Genomic DNA, 18,749 nt, shown 5'->3' with positions numbered 1-18,749 from the left:
AATTCTTTACAATAGATTTTATCTATAGCTGTATTCAATATTTTTATATAAGCTATATTTAGTATATATTCACATATCCGCCCTCAATATCTTTTTTAACTACTTCCGCTCCTCCATAGACATTAATATCTCCGCCATCTTTTATTTTGGTTTCAACTAATCCATTAGAATAAACAGATGCTGTTCCTCCGGAAGTAACTGCTACTGCAATTTTGTTTGAGCCCACTTCTTTTGCATCGTAGGTGCCCCCGGATGTAATTTTAATATTTTGATGGTTTGCCAATCCTGAAATTTTGATTTCTCCTCCGGATTTTAGCTTGGCATGTATTTTGTTTACTCCAACAAGAACGGTAATCTTCGAACCTTCAGTAGCTCCGATATTTAATAGATTTTCTTCTAATTTATCATGACCGGTTATGGTTGATCCTTCGTAAGCATGTATATTATTTAACTTTTTATAATACACCTTTACGTTTACCTCATCGTCGTTCTCTAATTTCAACGTATCCATTCTAACAATTAATTCTCCGCCTTTTTTAACGATTTTTACGTCATCTTTTTTTACTCCGCTGATCTCTACTTTTTCTTCCTGTGAGGAAAGTAACGTCACAGGAATTTTATCATAAACACGCAAAACGGTAAAACTTCTTAAATTTTTAACTATTGCCTGAGCAGAAACAATCTGTATAAAAATTATCGCAAATAAAACAAATAAAAATTTCTTCATATACTTTTTTGAGATAGAATTCAATAATTAAGCCATAACTTCATTATGATTACTATATTATCAATAAGTATATTCTTATAAGGGGTATTGATGATTAGTTTAGCCTAGTAATGCTTTTTTCCATTCTTCTTCTTTAAATCCTACTAAAATAAGAGAATCACTTATCACTAAGGGGCGTTTTACCAACATTCCGTCGGTAGATAGAAGTGATAAGAGTTCGTCTTCGCTGCTTGTTTTTACTTTTTCCTTAAGGTTTAATTCTTTATACAGTTTGCCTGATGTATTAAAAAATTTGTTTAGCGGCAATCCTGATTTTTGATACCATTCTTTTAATTCTTCTTTCGTTGGATGTTCTTTTGCTATATTTCTTTCTTTAAATTCTATGATATTATCTTGCAACCATTTGATTGCTTTTTTACATGTGCTGCATGTGGGATAGCATAAGATTGTTATTTCCATTTCTTATATTTTTATGAGTCAAATTTACTTTTTTTATGTGTCTAAAGTCTATTAGTAATAGTTTAAAAATTAACAAAGGGGTAATTATTTAAATTTAACCAGATCATTAGCTTTCAATTAAACCGGCTTTAAGTATTGCTGGATTGATCAAATGAAGTAAATCTTATTAAAATTTTATAATCAATATACAAAACCGCTTTTTTATAATGTCAACAATAATGATTCACGTTTTGATTCTAAAGTAAAATAGTTTTTTTTAAATGGACTTTAAAAAAATTGAATGCCGGAACTTTCTTTTCAAATGTAAAATTCAATAACTAACCTTTTTCTTATCATCTATTTTCTTTTGAAAATGTGGCTCTATTTACATCAGATAATTTATCAATATTTCCTTTATTTTACCCAACCACTCATATATTCATTGTCGTAGAATTTCAACTTATTTATTAATTTAATCTAATTCAACTACTTTCATTGATTTTACCCTTATACTTCCTTCATATAATTCTATTTTATATAAAAGATATTTAGGTTTTTCCATAAAAGATTCATAAATAACAGGAATTACTATATTTGCTTTATTTAGTAAAACATTAGCTTTATAAATTTTCATCCAACTGTCTAAAGGTTCTTATATTTTGATAACATCAAAACATTATCACATATATCCTTTTGTAAATTTCTTTTGGCATATAAACTCTACATTCTCTGCAATTGAGAAACAAGTTCATACCCTTGAATTGTATTTGAGAATTTATCTTCAATGAAATAAACCCTATAGTTTTTAGATAATGAATTTCTCAAGTTTAATATTGATACACTATCCTTCTCTTTTTTTATATTAAAGAAAACTATTTGACTATTTAAACCCATATTATGAGAAGTTGGTTGTACTATAACTATATGACATTATTCATCACTTTGTAATTCTTCAGAGAAAAGTATTGATCTATAAATCTCTTCTTTAGCCTTATTTACATAAGATAATTTAAGTGTATCTATTTGCCCATATAAAAATATATTTATTAAAATAGTACTAAGAAAAATTGTAAATTTCATCTCTCCCATTATATTTTAGCTTTATAACGTAATTCATTTGAACTAATTTTAAGTAATTGTTTTCATCAATGATTCCTATACCTTGATTTTTTGGATATTTTTTAGGTGGGCTGGGATAATTAGTAATTCGATTATCTATATCAGATTTATATAATTCTTCACTTCCATTTAAAAAACCAAATTTCATTTCAACATTTACCGCCTGACTAGCATTTACGGCACAACCAACATATGATTTTTTATCAGGAATTCCTATTTCTCTTCTTATTACATTACACAATTTAGCTTATGTTGGTACTGGACCTAAAGTATTTTTTCTTTCTGTGTTAACATATCATATTGATCAGTTAACTTTAATAATATATGTTCAATAAATTAATAATACTGGTAAAGCCGAAGTTATAGTATTTAGAAAATTTAACTTTCTTAATAAATCATTACATCAATCTAAAACTTAATTAATCAAGGCTTTTATATTATTCGTATTTTAAAATTTATCCTACTACCTTTTCTTTTATTAAAATATATTACAGAAAAAATTAGTAAATACCACAAAAATTTCTTTACCTTAAAGAACTTGAATATAAAAATGAATTATAAATACAACAACTTTCATTATAAAAGTAATTGTGTAAAGCTTAAACTTTAAAACGATATATTTAAATTTGATAAATAATGCATAGAATATGGGGTTTATTATTCCAAATCGCTCAAGTCAAGTTCTGGATAATGTTCTTTTGCATATCTAACAAACTCATCAAGCGACCCTTGAAATCTTATAACAAACTCAATAAGTTCATCTTTCGGTTTTCTATATGCTTTGTAAATTTTCTTTACAATAGCTTTTTTAGTACCATCTTTCATCTGTGATATAAATTTAGCATCGGAAGGAAGTGGATTCTTATTATTCAGTATTTCAATTGAAAGATAATTTTTCGCTATAAACCAATTATATAAATTTGAATATGCACGTCCACCACTTATGATAAATTTAGGTAATAAAATAATGTATTTACCTTTGTAAAAAGGTAGATTAACACTTTTAACTTCCCATTTTTTAGTTATGGCATTATAGAATTCAATAGAAACAGAACTTACTGATATTTTATATTTTTTGCATATTTCAGAAGTGAAACTGGTAAAAATATCTCTACAAACATTTGCTATAATATCAGACATTATATCTTGTCCAATACCTTTTACTTAGAGTAGTACAAAATGAGCATCATTCGTAACGTGAACATTTTGTTTGGCAAATCGGTTATTTCTTAATGCATCAAAAATAGTGACTGCCCTTGTATTTGAAACTGCTTTTCCTTTGTTTGTTCCCGAATATCCTAAATGATATTCATTAGGCTCGTGTAAATGAGATAAGAACCCCTTACCCTCAATTGATTTATTTGGCTTTATAAAATCGCTATTTAGCTTGGATAAAAACTGGTGCATTTTCTCATAAATATCTAATGCTAATTTATTTCCTAACTTATTGTTTTCAATTAAGAAGGGACAAATAAATGCTGTTAAATCCTCATCTATTGGAATATTTACAAAATCAATATCTTGTTTCTTCAATTTTGTAAAATGACTGTTAAAAGTATTTTTCATATTAGTAATTGATTAAATTTAATTTTTATTAAAAAGGGGCGTTTCACACCAATCGTTTTTTTATTTGTTCTTGATGATACTAATAATCCGATAAATAACAACATTACAAAATCTTTGATTGCTAATAATTTTGCATTTACAACTATCAAATAAATGTAACTATATTCATATCAAAAAATTACATCATCTTTAATTTATAAAAATTTCTGTATAAACAATAATTTTTAAATTTATCAATATGCTTTTCACTTCTGGTTGAAAAACTTAACCAAACACTTTCTAAGTTGTATCACTACTTTTCTTTACGGACACCATTGAATGGTTTGTTGTTAGAAGTTTTAACATCCATAAATCTACCCGTGTTTGTGTCACGTTTTACCCAAGAATTAGTTTTTGGGTTGTAGGTTTGTGAACGTTCTCTAACAGCTCCTTTTCTTGAATTGTCCCTTGGTGGATTTGTCGCCATCGTTTACATTCTTTTTGTTAGACAATCTCCATTCAGAGTCGTGGAGTTTCACTCATGATTTCTAATATATGATATTAAGTTATCTAAATAATTTTTATCAGTTTTATTTCTGTCTTTTTTCAAATATTCAGTTATACCCTCTTTAACATAATATACATTTGCTCCTCGTTGCCATTTAGGATTCCTCCCATAAAATGGTTTTTATAGAATATCCTATTTTTAATAAATAAATCACTTCTTCTTCAGTTCCTACGCTACCCGACGAAACTGTTTCTCCATAAACAATATGAGGTAAAACTTTCATTACATTTCCATTTGAATCTCTATTTACGTGAGATATTAAATAATCAGCCCATATAGCCATAACAAATTCTTTTTTATTATGTTACATATTGTAATGCTATTTAATTTTCATAAATTGCCATATTATTGGAAATATTTAAAGAACTTTTAGCATTATATTGTAAATGGGTATAAATAACCGAGAAATAGCTACTTCTAAAGAAATATGCGCTGCCATTGAGAAAGCTATGACAAAAGAGTTTTATGAGTTACTAGTAAAGTATTCTCTAAAAAGATTAAGTACTTTTTTCAACATTAAATATAATTTTGAAAAAGGAATAAGAGGAATTATGATTCAAGATATGATTCAAGAAACTTTAGAAAGATTAATAAAGGAAGGAGGGAGAAATTGGTATAAAGATAGATTTAAAGATATTAAACGGCAAATCATTAGTTCACTTGACAGTGTTATATATAATACTGTTTCTACACATTTAAAGAAAGATAATGAAACATTTGAAATTCTTGAAAACAGTGAAATTGAGATAACCGATAATGAAGAATATAACAATCTTCTTGAAATTTGTCATAATGAACTTAAACGATTAGATTTAACAGACCATGAAATATTACTATTTGAACCTTACATAATTCAAGGAATGAAAAGACAAGACCTATCAGATTTGTTTGGGATTTCTTTAAATGAACTTACAAATATTAAAAAAAGGTTAAATGGAAAATTACCATTACTTAAAACAAAATTAAAGGAATTGGGATATGAAAAATAATTTCATAAAAAAGATAGACAAAGTAATTATCAATCAAACTTTAGAAAATGATTTTACAGCTTTAGATGCTGAATTAGAGTCATTGGGATATAATATTGATGAGATAAATAATTTTTCCGAAAAGATGTACAAAAGACAATCATTTTTATTGAAAGGAATGATTAACAAGCAAAAAGATATAAATCTTTTAGAAAAGGCTTCTCTAATGCTTCAACAAGCAATAGAAGAAAATATTAATAAACCTGTGAGTTATTTAAAAAATTTAATTCAAAATAATCAATTTCAAGTTCAATATAGGAACCTTGAAAGTTTAACTATTGATGAAATTAAGGAAATCATAAAAGACCAAAACTTATTAGAACTTTTAGAGAAATTAGAAAATGAAGACTAATAAAAGAGGAACTCTAAAAGCAAGAGAGTTACTTGAAGAAATTGGATGTGATGATATTTCTGATTTATCAATGGATATGCTGGTTTCGGGTCTTGGTGCAACTTTAATTATGGAACCACTAAAAAATTCTGATGGAAAAATAATAAAAGGGAATAGTAAAACTTTAATCAAAATTAATTCTGAAATCCCTTACGAAGAAAAGATTCGGTTTACTATAGCCCACGAAGTAGGTCATTTTTTACTTCATGACAAATTAGATTTAGAGGTTCACAACGATAACAATAATACATTAAACTGGTTCAAATCAACTGAACAACAAGCAAAAAAAGGAATACAGGAATGGGAAGCAAATGATTTTGCATCAGAACTATTAATGCCCGAAAAAATGTTTAGGAAATTTGTGGAAAATAAAAAATTTTCGCCATACTTAGTAAAAGAAATAGCTTCACATTTCAAGACAAGCCTTACTTCTGTTGTTTATAGATTAGTTTCTTTAAACATTTATCCGTTATTTATCGTTTCAACTCATAATGGGAAAGTGTCTTATTGGAATAAATCTGAAAATTTCTGGATTAAGGTTAAAGATATTACAAAATTAGTACCTCCTAAAGATTCGGTTACACAAGAATATATTGAAGCTGATTATGATTTTATTTACAAGGAAACTGAAAAAGCACAACTCATTTCAAAATCTGTATGGTTTGAATTAAAATCTTTTGAAGAGGATTCTAATTTTTATGAATATTGCATTCCTACAAAACAATACAAATCAATTATTAGTATAGTTTGGGAAGATTGATTATTTTACAGGTTTAATTTAGAATTTATCTTCTTCTCCTTCTATCTTAATTTCATTAGTACTGTTAACTAGTTCTGATAAAACTATAAATTCATATCTTTTTATGTATTTACCTAAAGTTGAATATTTCACCTTTAAATTCTCTTTTTTTAATCTTAATGTCCCATCATTTTTTATTTTCTTCTCTATCTCATCTAATTTATATCCATATTCAGACTTATCAACATAATATATTGAACAATAAACATCATTTTTTATCCCTATTCCTTGTGTGGTAGTTTCTCCTAAACCAAAACCAACTATATATTTATTTGTTACATCTACTTTATAATCTTCACATAATTCATATATCGCATTAATATTAGAATGCCCATCTAGTTGAATCACTCCTGTTAAATCACCATACTTTGTATTAACATATTTTTTTATTAAATCTAATTTATTAGAATCCATAATTTTACAATATTTAATTTTTAATAATTTACTATTAACAAGGTAAAAATATTATCTTATTTGAGCAAATTTTTTTTTATACTATAATATTTTATAAATTATAATTCATTCAGATTAGATGCTATCATTTTTCCTTCATAATTTTTGCCTGAATCATCGGAATAAACCATTTTTACCATAACAACAAGACTATTTCAAAAAATCACAAATTATTTCACCTTCCGATAACCTTAGAATTCTATTTATTAATTTACAAAAGAACAAACTAAGAAAAAGTAAAGCTTTCTTATTGTACATCATTTTAATCCACAACTTTTACTGATTTAATCTTTCCTTTTTTTGAAAATGCGCCTTTATTAAGCATATATTTTTTTTATTTCTTTATTATTTATTATTCGAGTATATAATCATAAGGCTCACCTTCAACAACTATTGTAAAAAAAATAAAAATGTTTAATTAAAATTTAATTTTTTTTACAATTAGTATAAATTATAATTTCTAATGAAAACACTTTTTAATTTATTATATCTCTTTCCTCTTTTCCACCACTTATTATTTCTTTGAATATTTCTAATTTACCTTTATCGTTATATCCTATCTTAATTTTGAATAAATAATATTTTTCTTTTTCAAGAAACATATGCCCTTTTGATAACGATTCATATTTTACAGGAATTACAACCTGATAATTTTCATATTTATCATTGAGTTCGATAGGATGTTTACTATAATATTTCTGATAAATCTTCATCCATTTATCTATGGGTTCGTATATTTTTATTATATCAAAACTACTTTCACATAAATCCGTTATAAAATCAATTTTCTGAGGAATATATAAACTATCTGTATTTAGAAATTCAGAAATGTATTCTCGATCAAATTCAACTCCCAAAAATTTTCTTAAATCCTCAAATATCCAGTATTTTTTTGGCAAATCTTTTCTTAATTCTTTCACTGATACACTATCTTTAGTCATATCCAGATTTGTATAATAAAAACCTAGAGAACCGCCTGTAGAATAGCCTTTAGGATAATAATCCATATTTAAAGAAACCGAATTAATTCCTACTACATGGCATTGCTTATTGCTTTTAAACTCTTTGGAAAGTATAATTGATTTATATACCTCAATTTTTAAATGATCAATTGGACTAACATCTACATTATTTATTTCTCGACTGCTTATTTGTCCTTGCAATACATAGATAAAAGAAAAATTAATTAAAATCAAAAGTTTCTTCATATACATGATAATTTATAGTTGTTAGAAATCTTAAAATAAATAAGTTATCAATATTTCCTTTATTTTGCCCAACTGCTCCTACATTCATTATCGTGGAATTTCAACTTATTTATTAAATTAATCTAATTCAACTACTTTCATTGATTTTACCCTTGTACTTCCTTCGTACAATTCTATTTTATATAAAAGATATTTAGGTTTTTCTATAAGAGATTCATAAATTACAGGAATTACTACATTTGCTTTATTTAGTAAAACATTAGCTTTATAAATTTTCATCCAACTGTCTAAAGGTTCTTGTATTTTGATAACATCAAAACTACTATCACATATATCCTTTTGTAAATTTCTTTTGGCATATAAACTATCCATTCTCTGCAATTGAGAAACAAGTTCATTGCCTTGTACTGTATTTGATAATTTATCTTCAATGGAATAAACCCTATAGTTTTCAGATAATGAATTTCTCAAGTTTAATATCGATACACTATCCTTCTCTTTTTTTATATTATGAAAACCTATTTGACTGTTAAAATCCATACTGAGAGAAATGGGTTGTACAATAACTATATGACATTTTTCATCACTTTGTAATTCTTCAGAGAAAAGAATTGATTTATAAATCTCTTCTTTAACCTTATTTACATAAGATAATTTAAGCGTATCTATTTGTCCTTGCAATACATAGATAAAGAAAAAATTAATTAAAATCAAAAGTTTCTTCATATACATGATAATTTATAGTTGTTAGAAATTTTAAAATAAATAAGTTATCAATATTTCCTTTATTTTGCCCAACTGCTCCTACATTCATTATCGTGGAATTTCAACTTATTTATTAAATTAATCTAATTCAACTACTTTCATTGATTTTACCTTTGTACTTCCTTCATATAATTCTATTTTATATAAAAGATATTTAGGCTTTTCCATAAAAGATTCATAAATAACAGGAATTACTACATTTGCTTTATTTAGTAAAATATTAGCTTTATAAATTTTCATCCAACTGTCTAAAGGTTCTTGTATCTTTATTATATCTAAGTTATTATTACATATTTCATCATAAAAATAATCTAAGGTGTATAAATCATTTTTTCCCTCTAATATATCTAAATAGTACATATATTCTTTAATATCCAAAGAATTAGAAAGTTTATTATTAATCGAATAAAACCTATATGTTTCAGGATAAGAATTTATCAAGTTATTAACAGAAATTGTGTCCTCAATTTCTTTTATATCATAAAACATTGCTTCATATCCAGGCGAATATTTCATATTCAATGAAATTGGACTAACTCCTACTATATGACATTTTTTATTATTTTGAAGTTCTTTAGAATTAAGAATTGATTTATAAATATTTAATTTAACTGTATCTATCTCAGAATAACAAATTCTATACATAGAGCAACTATCCTTAATCTGCCCGCTAAATAGATTTAATTTACAAAAGAATAAACTAAGAAAAAGTAAAGCTTTCATGTTGTGAAACATATTTAATTTTAATAATATTTTTTATCATAACTAATTTTTTAACATCTAGTGCATCAATTATTGCTATTCCTTGGTGTCTAGGATATTTTCTAGGTGGACTAGAATAATTAGTATCTCGACTATTTATATTGGAACTATAATATTCATTTGATCCAGTTAGATACCCAAACTCTATTTCACTTCGTCCTGCCCTTAATGGATCTATAGCAATTCCTCCATATGAAATTCGATCTGGTATTTCAATTTCTCTTCTAATTATATTACATAATTTAGCCTCTACTTGTGTTGGTCCTTCTTTAGTATATTCTTTAGAAAATAAATCATATTTGTCATCAGTTAACTTTAATAAAACATGCCCTATAAATTCATGTTCCAATACTCTAGTTAAGCCAATATGTCTAGGAGTTAATTCTGGCAATGGTATTTTAAACTCTTTAAATTGACTCTCGCTTGAACTTGGTAATTTATAATAAGTAAACTTAACCATTAAATTATCCTCAAAATCACCTAAATCTATACATGCAATATTCCCTATAAATGTATCTTTTATAAATCCTTCACTTCCATCTTCATATTTTTTATAAACCTTCTTTCTAAATCCAGGAACAATTCCTTTATTAACTGGTAGTTTAGCATATACGTCCTCAATTAAAACATTATCTTTATCGTAAGTAGTATCTATATTATCTGAATAAACTTCATACCCAAAATTATATCCAAATAACAACTTACCCTTAGATATTTGATCTCTGCTTAATTCTCTTTTCCAATGTGCAATTGCAGTTGGAGATATTTTTTCATAGGCTGGAGCACATTCGCCCTTATAGTATAGCATTTCGTTTTCTTTGTCATAGGCAATCTTGATACCGTATTCTTCATTAAATGCTTTTTGCAATTTCTTAGGTATGTCGTATATCTGTTGCCCTTGTTCATCATAAAATCGGGTATGTATTCCTCCTTGTTTGGTACTTACATTTACTTCACATTTCCCTTCTTTTTTCCAATTGGAAATATAAGCATATATAGTAATTTTATCCAAAGAATCAGTTTCTGATATATCTAATGTTACTTCTTGTTTCCCTAAAGTTTTAGCCGATAATTGTACTGCATCTTCATTGAGCTGTAACGACCATTTAATTTTCATGAGTTCTGCCGGCGATTTCACTTCCCTATTAAATTGAGTAATTTTAATTTTATAGGATTTTCCTTTTTCCACTGTTGAAACCTTTTCTCCTTCTTCATTTAAAGGACCCTCTATATGAATTACTTGCAAAGGCTCAGGCGGTTTATAATCATTCAAATATTCTACCCCACCTTGCTCCCCTGACATAACCACTTGCTTGGCGGAATAAAAGATCAAGTTATCATGGGTTGACTCTAATATAAGAGATTTTTTTGCTCTTTTAATACTTTCTCCACCTATTCTACGAACAATGTTACCGCCTTCCATTTTTCACTCTTTTTTTTAATTTATTATATAGCTTTTGTGTCTTAGTTATGAATTTTTGTGTCGAAATACTATCAACTGATTTTAAAATCTGATCTATTTAATCAGCTTTTCAAACGGATGTTTACTTCGGGTTTGCTTGTTGTATAGGTAGTAAAAAAAGATCTTTATAAACTTAATATAAAGAGTTTGAGGATTTAAAAATTTAAGTAAGTAATCTAAATTTTCTGCTGTTGTAGAAGGAATTTTTTCTCCATAGACAGCCTGAAAGGTATATTTCATAGTATTCTGATTTAATAAATAGGCTCAACAAATATACTAGTATTTTTTATTTTATTTTATATTTTTCTGATATATATTTTGCCTGTTTTACTATAAATACAGTTTTTGTACGATTAATATAACAATATTTTAAGTTTTTGAATGGATGATTATTTATAACGTTCTCAAATTGGAAATAATAAGATATCTTCTGAAGTTAACTATTAATTATAAATATTAAAAACTATTATGAAGTTGTGTATTTTTTTGAATTTGATATCAAATTAAAATTAATTTTAATCATTGCCAATAAGTCAATAATTCAAACCCCTTAGTTATGACTTGATATATTACTTTTTTATTTTATTGATTTAAATAATTTAAGATAAAAAGTTAAAAATTAATTATTAAGAATTTGGGTAGATATAGTATAGGGAATAATCAGAAAGTAAAATATTCCCGTAATCCTTATGTTGAAAGGGATTTATTTGCTGATTTTTCTATTTAAATCTTTTTATGCTTCAGTTTAACTCCCAATACAGAAATCAACTTTATACATCAATAATGGATAAATTTATAAGTAGTAAGACATTTCGTAAAATTGAAGTATTTATTATAATTCTTCTTTATAATAAATTTTATAGTATTTCCTACCATCTGATTCAATTCCTCTTTGAATTAATTTAGAATCTCCATGTACATAAATATCAAAATTCTTATCTAATTTAATTTTAGATTTAAAAAATTGAGATTGTTTTTTTACGGCTTCTGTTGCTATTTTAAAATCATTATTCAATTTAAAATGATGATTTTTTTCATAATTTTTCTTGTACTCATTAAATTCTTCTATAATATTAGAATCTTTCATCACTTCTTCTTCAAACTCTTTAATATCAAACGATTCCTTATTTTTAAAAAAATCGTATGATTTATTTAATAATGCAGATTTCTCAACTTTTGAAATATTTGGTTCTGAATATTTTTTATTTATAAAAGATTTTGTCAAACTTAAAAATTGGTCTGTATTATTAATTGAATCATTTTTTGAAATAACATTTAAAAATTCATTTTTCCAATAATCCGTTTCTTTACTACCATTATCTATTATTGAAATAGTATATGGTTTTTTATTAAAAATTATTAAACAGGCTTTATCTAATAATCTTTCTCCTATACCTTTTCTAAAATTTAGCTTTCCTTTGCCTCTATTATCCTGTATTATTTCTATATAACTTTCTTTATTTTCTATTTTATAAATCCCCAATGCTTCATAGTAGATATTATCTAATTTCACATCATTATATTTGATAATAAATAAGTCGCCATCCTTTATATTTGGATGTTTAGATACATTCTTCAAATGTGTAAATATTTCTTTAGATTTATCAATAAAATTTTCATCTTCATAAATGAACTTTGATAATTGAAATAATGGATTTAAACTTATATCTATATCATGCTTAAACTCGAAGGTTGTAAAATTAGAAGTAAATGGCTTTATAAAAATTTTTCTTAAAATATTCTCCTCCTCTTCATTCTGATACTCATATAAGTTATTATTTTCTATACAATTATTTTCATCCATACTAAATCTATGAAATATCAAATCACTTATGGTTGTTTCATTAAAATTAATCATTTATCTTCTTATTAGTTATAAAATTAACCATACTACTAATAGCGTATAAAGTATTATACATAATATTTAGTGTCCAATACAACACTAAAAATCTATATAAAACAATTATTCCTACTATAAAAAAATTAATAATTAAATCAATTCTTAAATTATTAATACAAAATTTATAATCAAAAATATTAAACTTCAAAAATTCGTAAAACAATGAATTTAAAAGAAGTAAGAGAAGAACATATATACACAGAACAATATTATATCCTATTATATAAACAAATTGAATGAAATAATTATATGTCTGAACTTCTTTTAATTTTTCACTTGAAGTTTGTTGACTTTTATTATCAATAGAAATTAAATTTTCTTTTATTTCATTATTATTTTTTATTATTATTTCATATTCTTCTCTTTTTTTATCTGAAAAAATATATAATTTATCAAATACAAATATTATAGATGTTGTAAATAATCCAATTAAAATTGATAAAATTGTTGATACTAAAGAAATAAAATCTTTATTAAACCCATAATCTAAATTATATACGATTACAATAGATATAAAAGTAATTAAAATACATCTAAAATTTTTCTTTAGAATATTTTTTTCTCTTTTTCCATTTATATCAACTTCTTCAAAATAATTTTTATTTTGCTTTAACTCCTTTAGATATTTATTAAGATTTAGTGACATACAAATCAGGTCTTATTTCTGGCATAATTTCATCTTTAAAGATTTCATAACAAAACTTTTCTAAATCTTCAAAATCAAATGTACCATCACTATTTGTTTTTTTTAATCTTCCATTTAAATAAACCACAGGGATAAAAGTATTGTCCATTTTACTCCATTCAAAAGTTCTTTTAGAATTATTAACTGGATTTTTTAATGTAACACTACTTTTTTCAAAGTTATTTAATTTTACAGAATTTTCCTTATTTCCAAAAAAATTTGTTTGAAGCCATGTTCTTAAATCATTCATTATCGACGCTGGAAGATTAGTATCTTTAGGGATTGCTTCAATCTTAATATCATAATTAGAAATAAACTCACTAATAGGGGTATTAGAATGAATATTATCAATATAAGTATGTTTAAATGATAACTTATCTAACACAGCGCCTTCTTTAAATTCTTTTTGAAATGATATAGGGCAAAAATGTTCTACATTTACTTTATTATAATTATTACCTTTAAAAAGTCGAGAAATATACCGTCTAAACATGACTGTCACAGACTCTTCTTTACTATTTGAATTTATCATAAAGAATCCTACATTATGATCTAATGGTAGATATAATAAAAAATAATAGTATTGTAAAACTGATTTATTTTTTTCTAAAGAACGACTTTCTTCTTTATTATATATATCAGCAATAATTCTTTCTCTTCCATAAGCTCCCCCATTTATAACTCCTGAGATAATATTATCATTAAAAAGTATTTTAGGTTTATGTTCCAAATGTTTATTATTTTTATCATTTACTAATGTTACTTGTTTTAATAAACTTCCATCCTTTGAAATATCTTTATCTAAAGATACAATAAAGTGTTGTAACAAAATTTTCATTGTTTGATTATCTGTCAATGGAGGTTTATTATTTAACCCCTCAACAGCAAAATCCTTGAATGTTTTTATTTCTTCATCTTTATGATTTAATTTAAATCTAAAAAACTCTAATTTAGGGTTGATTGCCATAATAGTATATATATAATTCTGTGGTTATCAATTACAAATTTAATGATTATACTAAAAAAGAATAAATATAATTTCACGAAAGTTTATACTAATTACTTTAAAATATATATCATCAACTTGCCCCTAAAAACTGTAAAGAAGAAGTTACCATATATCCTATTATTTTATCTCCCTGTTTTTTTAAATGGATTACTTTTACCATATCTTTTGGAAACTCATTCCAATCGATAATAACATCAATACTTACTTCTTTATATAAGTTTATAAATTCGGCATTGATTAGATTACTTATTAATTATAAAAGATAATAATTAATCAATAAAAATTTGGGAAGAATAAGTATAAGATAAGAAACAATCAGAAAGAAAAATATTTCCGTAACCCGTATTTAGAAAAGGATTTATTTTATGATTGTTTCTCTTGGATTTTTTGATGCCCCAGCCTATTTACCGATACAAAATTTACCAAAAATATTTCCGAGCAGTTCATCATTAGAAACTTGTCCCACGATTTCCCCGAGGGCCTCCAGGGCACGTCGTAAATCAATGGCAATCAATTCGCTGCTTAATCCGTTTTGTAAACCTTCTTTACATAAAAGTAAAGATTCTCGCGCACGAATCAAAGCATTCACATGACGTACATTAGTTACAATTGTTTGAGAAGTTGACTTTTGAGATTCTATATACGAATACATGTTTTCTTTAAGTTCTAAAAGATCCGGATTTTGCTTAACAGAAACCATCAGTACTGTATATCTCTGTAAAATATCATCGGGAATTTCAGAAACAGTAAATTTGCTATTCTTATCCAGCTTAGTTAAACATACAATGATAGATACGTCTTCTCTCTGAAATTTAATAAGATCAGATTTTATCTCTTCCCAATTTAATTCTGTTACATCTGCCAAATATAAAATAATTGAGGCTTCTTTGGCCTTTTCCAAAGCCTTGGCTACTCCTATAGCTTCTATTTGATCTTCCGTTTCCCGTAATCCCGCCGTATCTATAAATCGAAATTGAATACCATTAATAACTAACGATTCTTCAATGGTATCTCGAGTAGTTCCCGCAATATCGCTGACGATGGCCCTTTCCTCCTGTAATAAAGCATTTAACAAGGTTGATTTTCCTGCATTTGGCTTTCCTAGAATAGTAACCGGAACACCGTTTTTAAGAGCATTTCCGTAAGAAAATGATTCGATTAAAGGATTAATAACCCCTAAAATCTTATCCATCAATTGTACTAATTGAGAACGATCGGCAAATTCAACATCTTCCTCAGAAAAATCCAATTCCAGCTCTAGAAGTGAGGCTAAATCCAATAATTCAACTCGTAATTCCTTGAGAAGAGAGGAAAATCCTCCCCTCATTTGAGATAGGGCCATATCATGACTGGCTTTATTTTCGGCAGAAATTAAATCGGCAATTGCCTCTGCCTGACTTAAATCTATACGTCCATTAAGAAAAGCACGTTGTGTAAATTCACCTGCCAGAGCCAATCGACACCCTTTTTTAAGTAATAAGGACAGGATTTGCTGTTCAATATATTGGGAACCGTGACATGAGATTTCCACCAAATTTTCTGCCGTAAAAGTTTTAGGAGCTAAAAAAACGGAAACCATCACTTCATCAATCGTTTCATTTTCATCTTTAATAAAACCATAATGAACCGTATGAGAAGGTACCTCATTTAGATTTTTACCCTTAAAAACAGAATTAACTAAAGAAATTGAATTTTTACCGGAAACCCTGATAATTCCTAATGCCCCTGTTCCCGGTGGAGTAGCTAATGCACAAATAGTATCTTCAAACAACATTAATATAGATAATAAAAAAACTAGTTAGGTTTACAAAGTTTATCAATATAAAGCTTTCCTTGCAGGTGATCGAACTCATGTTGGAAAATAGTACCGGTATAATCTTCGGCACGACTTCCACCTAAAAATTTATGAGTAACCTTTTTCTCATTTTGGTCCGTATATTCCACCTCAATCCAGGCATAACGTTGCGAAGCTCCATATCGGTTAGGAACGGATAAACACCCGTCATTTTGAAAACATAGTAATTCGGTAGAATGAGAAATAATTCGGGGATTAATAGCAACTTCTACCGTTTTTTCTTCCTTATCCAATCGATAAAATAAAAAAACATTTCGATTTACTCCAATTTGAGGTGCTGCAATTCCTACTCCGTTTTCTTCCAACATAGTTAAGTACAGCTTCTTTATCAGCTGCCCCAAATCTTTATTCTTGTGTATTTTTTTTATTCGTTTAGAAGGTTTTCTAACAATCAGTGAATCCTCTTTGTGATTTATCTTTAAAACTCTTGCCGGAGAATCGGGTGACTGATAAATAATTGCTTTCTCTGAAGAGGTAAAACAACTTCCACATGATGTTAGTATGACAAACAATGTCAGATATGCTATTTTATACATTTTTTTAAGGTTTAAGTTTTTTTGGGTTGTTGATTTTTATCAGTATTTTATTTTTACTATCCAGAAGTGTAGAAAAAAACTCGCTCATCTTTTGGTACTCTTCCGAATCCTGAGGATTTACAAATGAATATTCCTTACCGGAACATAAGACTATCTTGTATTTAGTATCTTTTCCATCATACAAACGTTTACTCTCACCGCTTTTAATTTTTTCAAGTAAATGAATATCTAAAGTAGATTCTAATTTTTCCCAAACGTCTTCAGGCGTTTTTTCCAGCTCTTTTGCGCTTGTGTTCGTTCTTCTAATAATTGAATGATACGAACTATTCTCTTGAGTAATCATAAAAGATTCTTCCCAACCATTCATCCCTCCGTAATTAGAATACTCAACTTTGCAAAGCTTATCCTTGCTAACCGTTTTAGGTTGCTGAGATTTACAAGCAAAGCAAGTAACCAGCATGATAACTAAATAGATAATTCTTTTCACTTTAGAATGAAATGCTTAAACTTTTAATTTTTTTTGAAAAAGCTGTCTACAAACTCATATTTATTAAAGGGTTGGAGATCTTCCATTTTTTCGCCCACTCCAATATATTTTACCGGAATTTTAAACTGGTCGGATATACCGATCACTACTCCTCCTTTGGCTGTACCGTCTAATTTGGTAACCGCTAAAGCACTAACTTCAGTAGCTGCCGTGAATTGTTTGGCCTGTTCAAATGCATTTTGTCCGGTGGAACCGTCTAATACCAATAATATTTCATGAGGAGCATCGGGAATTACTTTTTGCATAACCCTTTTTATTTTACTAAGCTCATTCATTAAATTAACCTTATTATGCAAACGACCCGCAGTATCAATTAATACCACATCGGCACCTTGCGCTTTGGCAGATTGAACGGTATCAAAAGCCACAGAAGCTGGATCTGATCCCATGCTTTGTTTAATTATTGGAACCCCTACCCTTTCAGACCATATGACTAATTGATCTACGGCTGCCGCTCGGAACGTATCCGCCGCTCCTAATATAACTTTCTTTCCTTGTTGTTTAAACTGATAAGCAAGTTTTCCTATAGTCGTTGTTTTTCCAACTCCATTAACTCCCACTACCATGATAACGTACGGTTTTTTATCCTCAGGAATTTCAAATTCAGAATCAGAACTTTTATTTTCTGCCAACAAATTCATAATTTCTTCTTTTAGAATTTGATCTAATTCTGAAGTATTCATAAATTTATCTCTAGCAACCCGTTCTTCTATTTTTTTTATTATTTTAAGTGTGGTTTCAATCCCTACATCGGAAGAAATCAGCACTTCTTCCAATTCATCAAGAACCTCATCATCGACTTTACTTTTTCCTGCAATAGCTCTCCCAATTTTATCAAAAAAAGATCGGCTAGATTTTTCCAATCCCTTGTCTAATGTTTCTTTTTTCTCTTTTCCGAAAATTTTCTTAAACCAACTCATATAGGATATATAATATAACAAAAATAAAAAAA

23 protein-coding genes are annotated in these 18,749 nt (G+C 26.9%); 3 read left to right on the top strand and 20 right to left on the bottom strand.

What is annotated here, in order from left to right:
* Positions 1 to 58: 58 nt before the first annotated feature.
* From GYM73_RS01495 to GYM73_RS01465, 8 genes are all read right to left on the bottom strand, one after another.
* The gene (locus GYM73_RS01495) at positions 59 to 727 is read right to left on the bottom strand and encodes a GIN domain-containing protein (protein ID WP_220233921.1); all 669 of its coding nucleotides are present in this window, start codon (positions 725 to 727) and stop codon (positions 59 to 61) included.
* Between the two features lie 99 nt (positions 728 to 826).
* Entirely contained in the window at positions 827 to 1,186 is a 360-nt protein-coding gene (locus tag GYM73_RS01490) for an arsenate reductase family protein (RefSeq protein WP_220233920.1), read from the bottom strand.
* Positions 1,187 to 1,637: 451 nt separating this feature from the next.
* Positions 1,638 to 1,799 (bottom strand): hypothetical protein, encoded by a 162-nt coding sequence (locus tag GYM73_RS01485; RefSeq protein ID WP_160567057.1) that lies wholly within the window; start codon positions 1,797 to 1,799, stop codon positions 1,638 to 1,640.
* A 423-nt stretch (positions 1,800 to 2,222) separates the two neighbouring features.
* Positions 2,223 to 2,525 carry a hypothetical protein gene (locus GYM73_RS01480; protein ID WP_220233919.1) on the bottom strand — a complete coding sequence of 101 codons (303 nt, stop codon included), beginning with the start codon at positions 2,523 to 2,525 and terminating at the stop codon, positions 2,223 to 2,225.
* Between the two features lie 416 nt (positions 2,526 to 2,941).
* Positions 2,942 to 3,424 carry a hypothetical protein gene (locus GYM73_RS09940; protein ID WP_255570998.1) on the bottom strand — a complete coding sequence of 161 codons (483 nt, stop codon included), beginning with the start codon at positions 3,422 to 3,424 and terminating at the stop codon, positions 2,942 to 2,944.
* Between the two features lie 24 nt (positions 3,425 to 3,448).
* Positions 3,449 to 3,817, bottom strand: a complete 369-nt coding sequence (locus GYM73_RS09935) for a hypothetical protein (RefSeq protein WP_255570997.1) — start codon at positions 3,815 to 3,817, stop codon at positions 3,449 to 3,451.
* Positions 3,818 to 4,142: 325 nt separating this feature from the next.
* Positions 4,143 to 4,316 (bottom strand): hypothetical protein, encoded by a 174-nt coding sequence (locus GYM73_RS01470; protein WP_185150349.1) that lies wholly within the window; start codon positions 4,314 to 4,316, stop codon positions 4,143 to 4,145.
* Between the two features lie 175 nt (positions 4,317 to 4,491).
* Complete coding sequence (locus GYM73_RS01465) at positions 4,492 to 4,680, bottom strand: hypothetical protein (RefSeq protein ID WP_160567068.1); 189 nt, start codon at positions 4,678 to 4,680, stop codon at positions 4,492 to 4,494.
* A gap of 103 nt (positions 4,681 to 4,783) precedes the next feature.
* On the opposite strand from GYM73_RS01465, the gene GYM73_RS01460 reads away from it, so the two are divergent.
* The 3 genes from GYM73_RS01460 to GYM73_RS01450 are packed head-to-tail and all read left to right on the top strand — an operon-like array spanning position 4,784 to position 6,576.
* A complete protein-coding gene (locus tag GYM73_RS01460) occupies positions 4,784 to 5,386 on the top strand; it encodes a hypothetical protein (protein ID WP_220233918.1) in 603 nt (200 codons plus the stop codon).
* Complete coding sequence (locus GYM73_RS01455; protein ID WP_220233917.1) at positions 5,376 to 5,777, top strand: hypothetical protein; 402 nt, start codon at positions 5,376 to 5,378, stop codon at positions 5,775 to 5,777. The genes GYM73_RS01460 and GYM73_RS01455 overlap by 11 nt, the downstream gene beginning before the upstream one ends.
* Entirely contained in the window at positions 5,767 to 6,576 is an 810-nt protein-coding gene (locus tag GYM73_RS01450; RefSeq protein ID WP_220233916.1) for an ImmA/IrrE family metallo-endopeptidase, read from the top strand. Before GYM73_RS01455 ends, GYM73_RS01450 begins: the two co-directional genes overlap by 11 nt.
* A gap of 18 nt (positions 6,577 to 6,594) precedes the next feature.
* Here GYM73_RS01450 and GYM73_RS01445 read toward each other — a convergent pair whose 3' ends face one another.
* From GYM73_RS01445 to ftsY, 12 genes are all read right to left on the bottom strand, one after another.
* Positions 6,595 to 7,029, bottom strand: a complete 435-nt coding sequence (locus tag GYM73_RS01445) for a hypothetical protein (protein WP_160568442.1) — start codon at positions 7,027 to 7,029, stop codon at positions 6,595 to 6,597.
* Positions 7,030 to 7,544: 515 nt separating this feature from the next.
* Positions 7,545 to 8,276, bottom strand: a complete 732-nt coding sequence (locus tag GYM73_RS01440) for a hypothetical protein (protein WP_220233915.1) — start codon at positions 8,274 to 8,276, stop codon at positions 7,545 to 7,547.
* A gap of 117 nt (positions 8,277 to 8,393) precedes the next feature.
* On the bottom strand, positions 8,394 to 9,002 hold the full coding sequence (locus tag GYM73_RS01435) for a hypothetical protein (RefSeq protein ID WP_220233914.1): 609 nt from the start codon (positions 9,000 to 9,002) through the stop codon (positions 8,394 to 8,396).
* 117 nt (positions 9,003 to 9,119) lie between these two features.
* The gene (locus tag GYM73_RS01430; RefSeq protein ID WP_220233913.1) at positions 9,120 to 9,686 is read right to left on the bottom strand and encodes a hypothetical protein; all 567 of its coding nucleotides are present in this window, start codon (positions 9,684 to 9,686) and stop codon (positions 9,120 to 9,122) included.
* A 55-nt stretch (positions 9,687 to 9,741) separates the two neighbouring features.
* Complete coding sequence (locus GYM73_RS01425) at positions 9,742 to 11,226, bottom strand: hypothetical protein (RefSeq protein ID WP_220233912.1); 1,485 nt, start codon at positions 11,224 to 11,226, stop codon at positions 9,742 to 9,744.
* A gap of 93 nt (positions 11,227 to 11,319) precedes the next feature.
* A complete protein-coding gene (locus GYM73_RS01420) occupies positions 11,320 to 11,505 on the bottom strand; it encodes a hypothetical protein (RefSeq protein ID WP_220233911.1) in 186 nt (61 codons plus the stop codon).
* Positions 11,506 to 12,097: 592 nt separating this feature from the next.
* The gene (locus tag GYM73_RS01415) at positions 12,098 to 13,123 is read right to left on the bottom strand and encodes a nucleoid-associated protein (RefSeq protein ID WP_220233910.1); all 1,026 of its coding nucleotides are present in this window, start codon (positions 13,121 to 13,123) and stop codon (positions 12,098 to 12,100) included.
* Between the two features lie 671 nt (positions 13,124 to 13,794).
* Entirely contained in the window at positions 13,795 to 14,817 is a 1,023-nt protein-coding gene (locus GYM73_RS01410) for a hypothetical protein (RefSeq protein WP_220233909.1), read from the bottom strand.
* A 442-nt stretch (positions 14,818 to 15,259) separates the two neighbouring features.
* Positions 15,260 to 16,633, bottom strand: a complete 1,374-nt coding sequence (gene mnmE, locus GYM73_RS01405; protein WP_220233908.1) for a tRNA uridine-5-carboxymethylaminomethyl(34) synthesis GTPase MnmE — start codon at positions 16,631 to 16,633, stop codon at positions 15,260 to 15,262.
* 20 nt (positions 16,634 to 16,653) lie between these two features.
* Positions 16,654 to 17,250 carry a peptide deformylase gene (gene def, locus GYM73_RS01400; RefSeq protein ID WP_220233907.1) on the bottom strand — a complete coding sequence of 199 codons (597 nt, stop codon included), beginning with the start codon at positions 17,248 to 17,250 and terminating at the stop codon, positions 16,654 to 16,656.
* 4 nt (positions 17,251 to 17,254) lie between these two features.
* On the bottom strand, positions 17,255 to 17,737 hold the full coding sequence (locus GYM73_RS01395) for a hypothetical protein (protein WP_220233906.1): 483 nt from the start codon (positions 17,735 to 17,737) through the stop codon (positions 17,255 to 17,257).
* Positions 17,738 to 17,760: 23 nt separating this feature from the next.
* Positions 17,761 to 18,717, bottom strand: coding sequence for a signal recognition particle-docking protein FtsY (ftsY, locus tag GYM73_RS01390; protein WP_105297294.1), 957 nt, complete (start codon positions 18,715 to 18,717; stop codon positions 17,761 to 17,763).
* Between the last annotated feature and the right edge of the window lie 32 nt (positions 18,718 to 18,749).

The organism is Apibacter sp. ESL0432 (assembly GCF_019469225.1).
GTDB lineage: Bacteria > Bacteroidota > Bacteroidia > Flavobacteriales > Weeksellaceae > Apibacter.
Note: the sequence above shows the minus strand (reverse complement) of the source record. Positions and strands in the feature narration are given on the sequence as shown.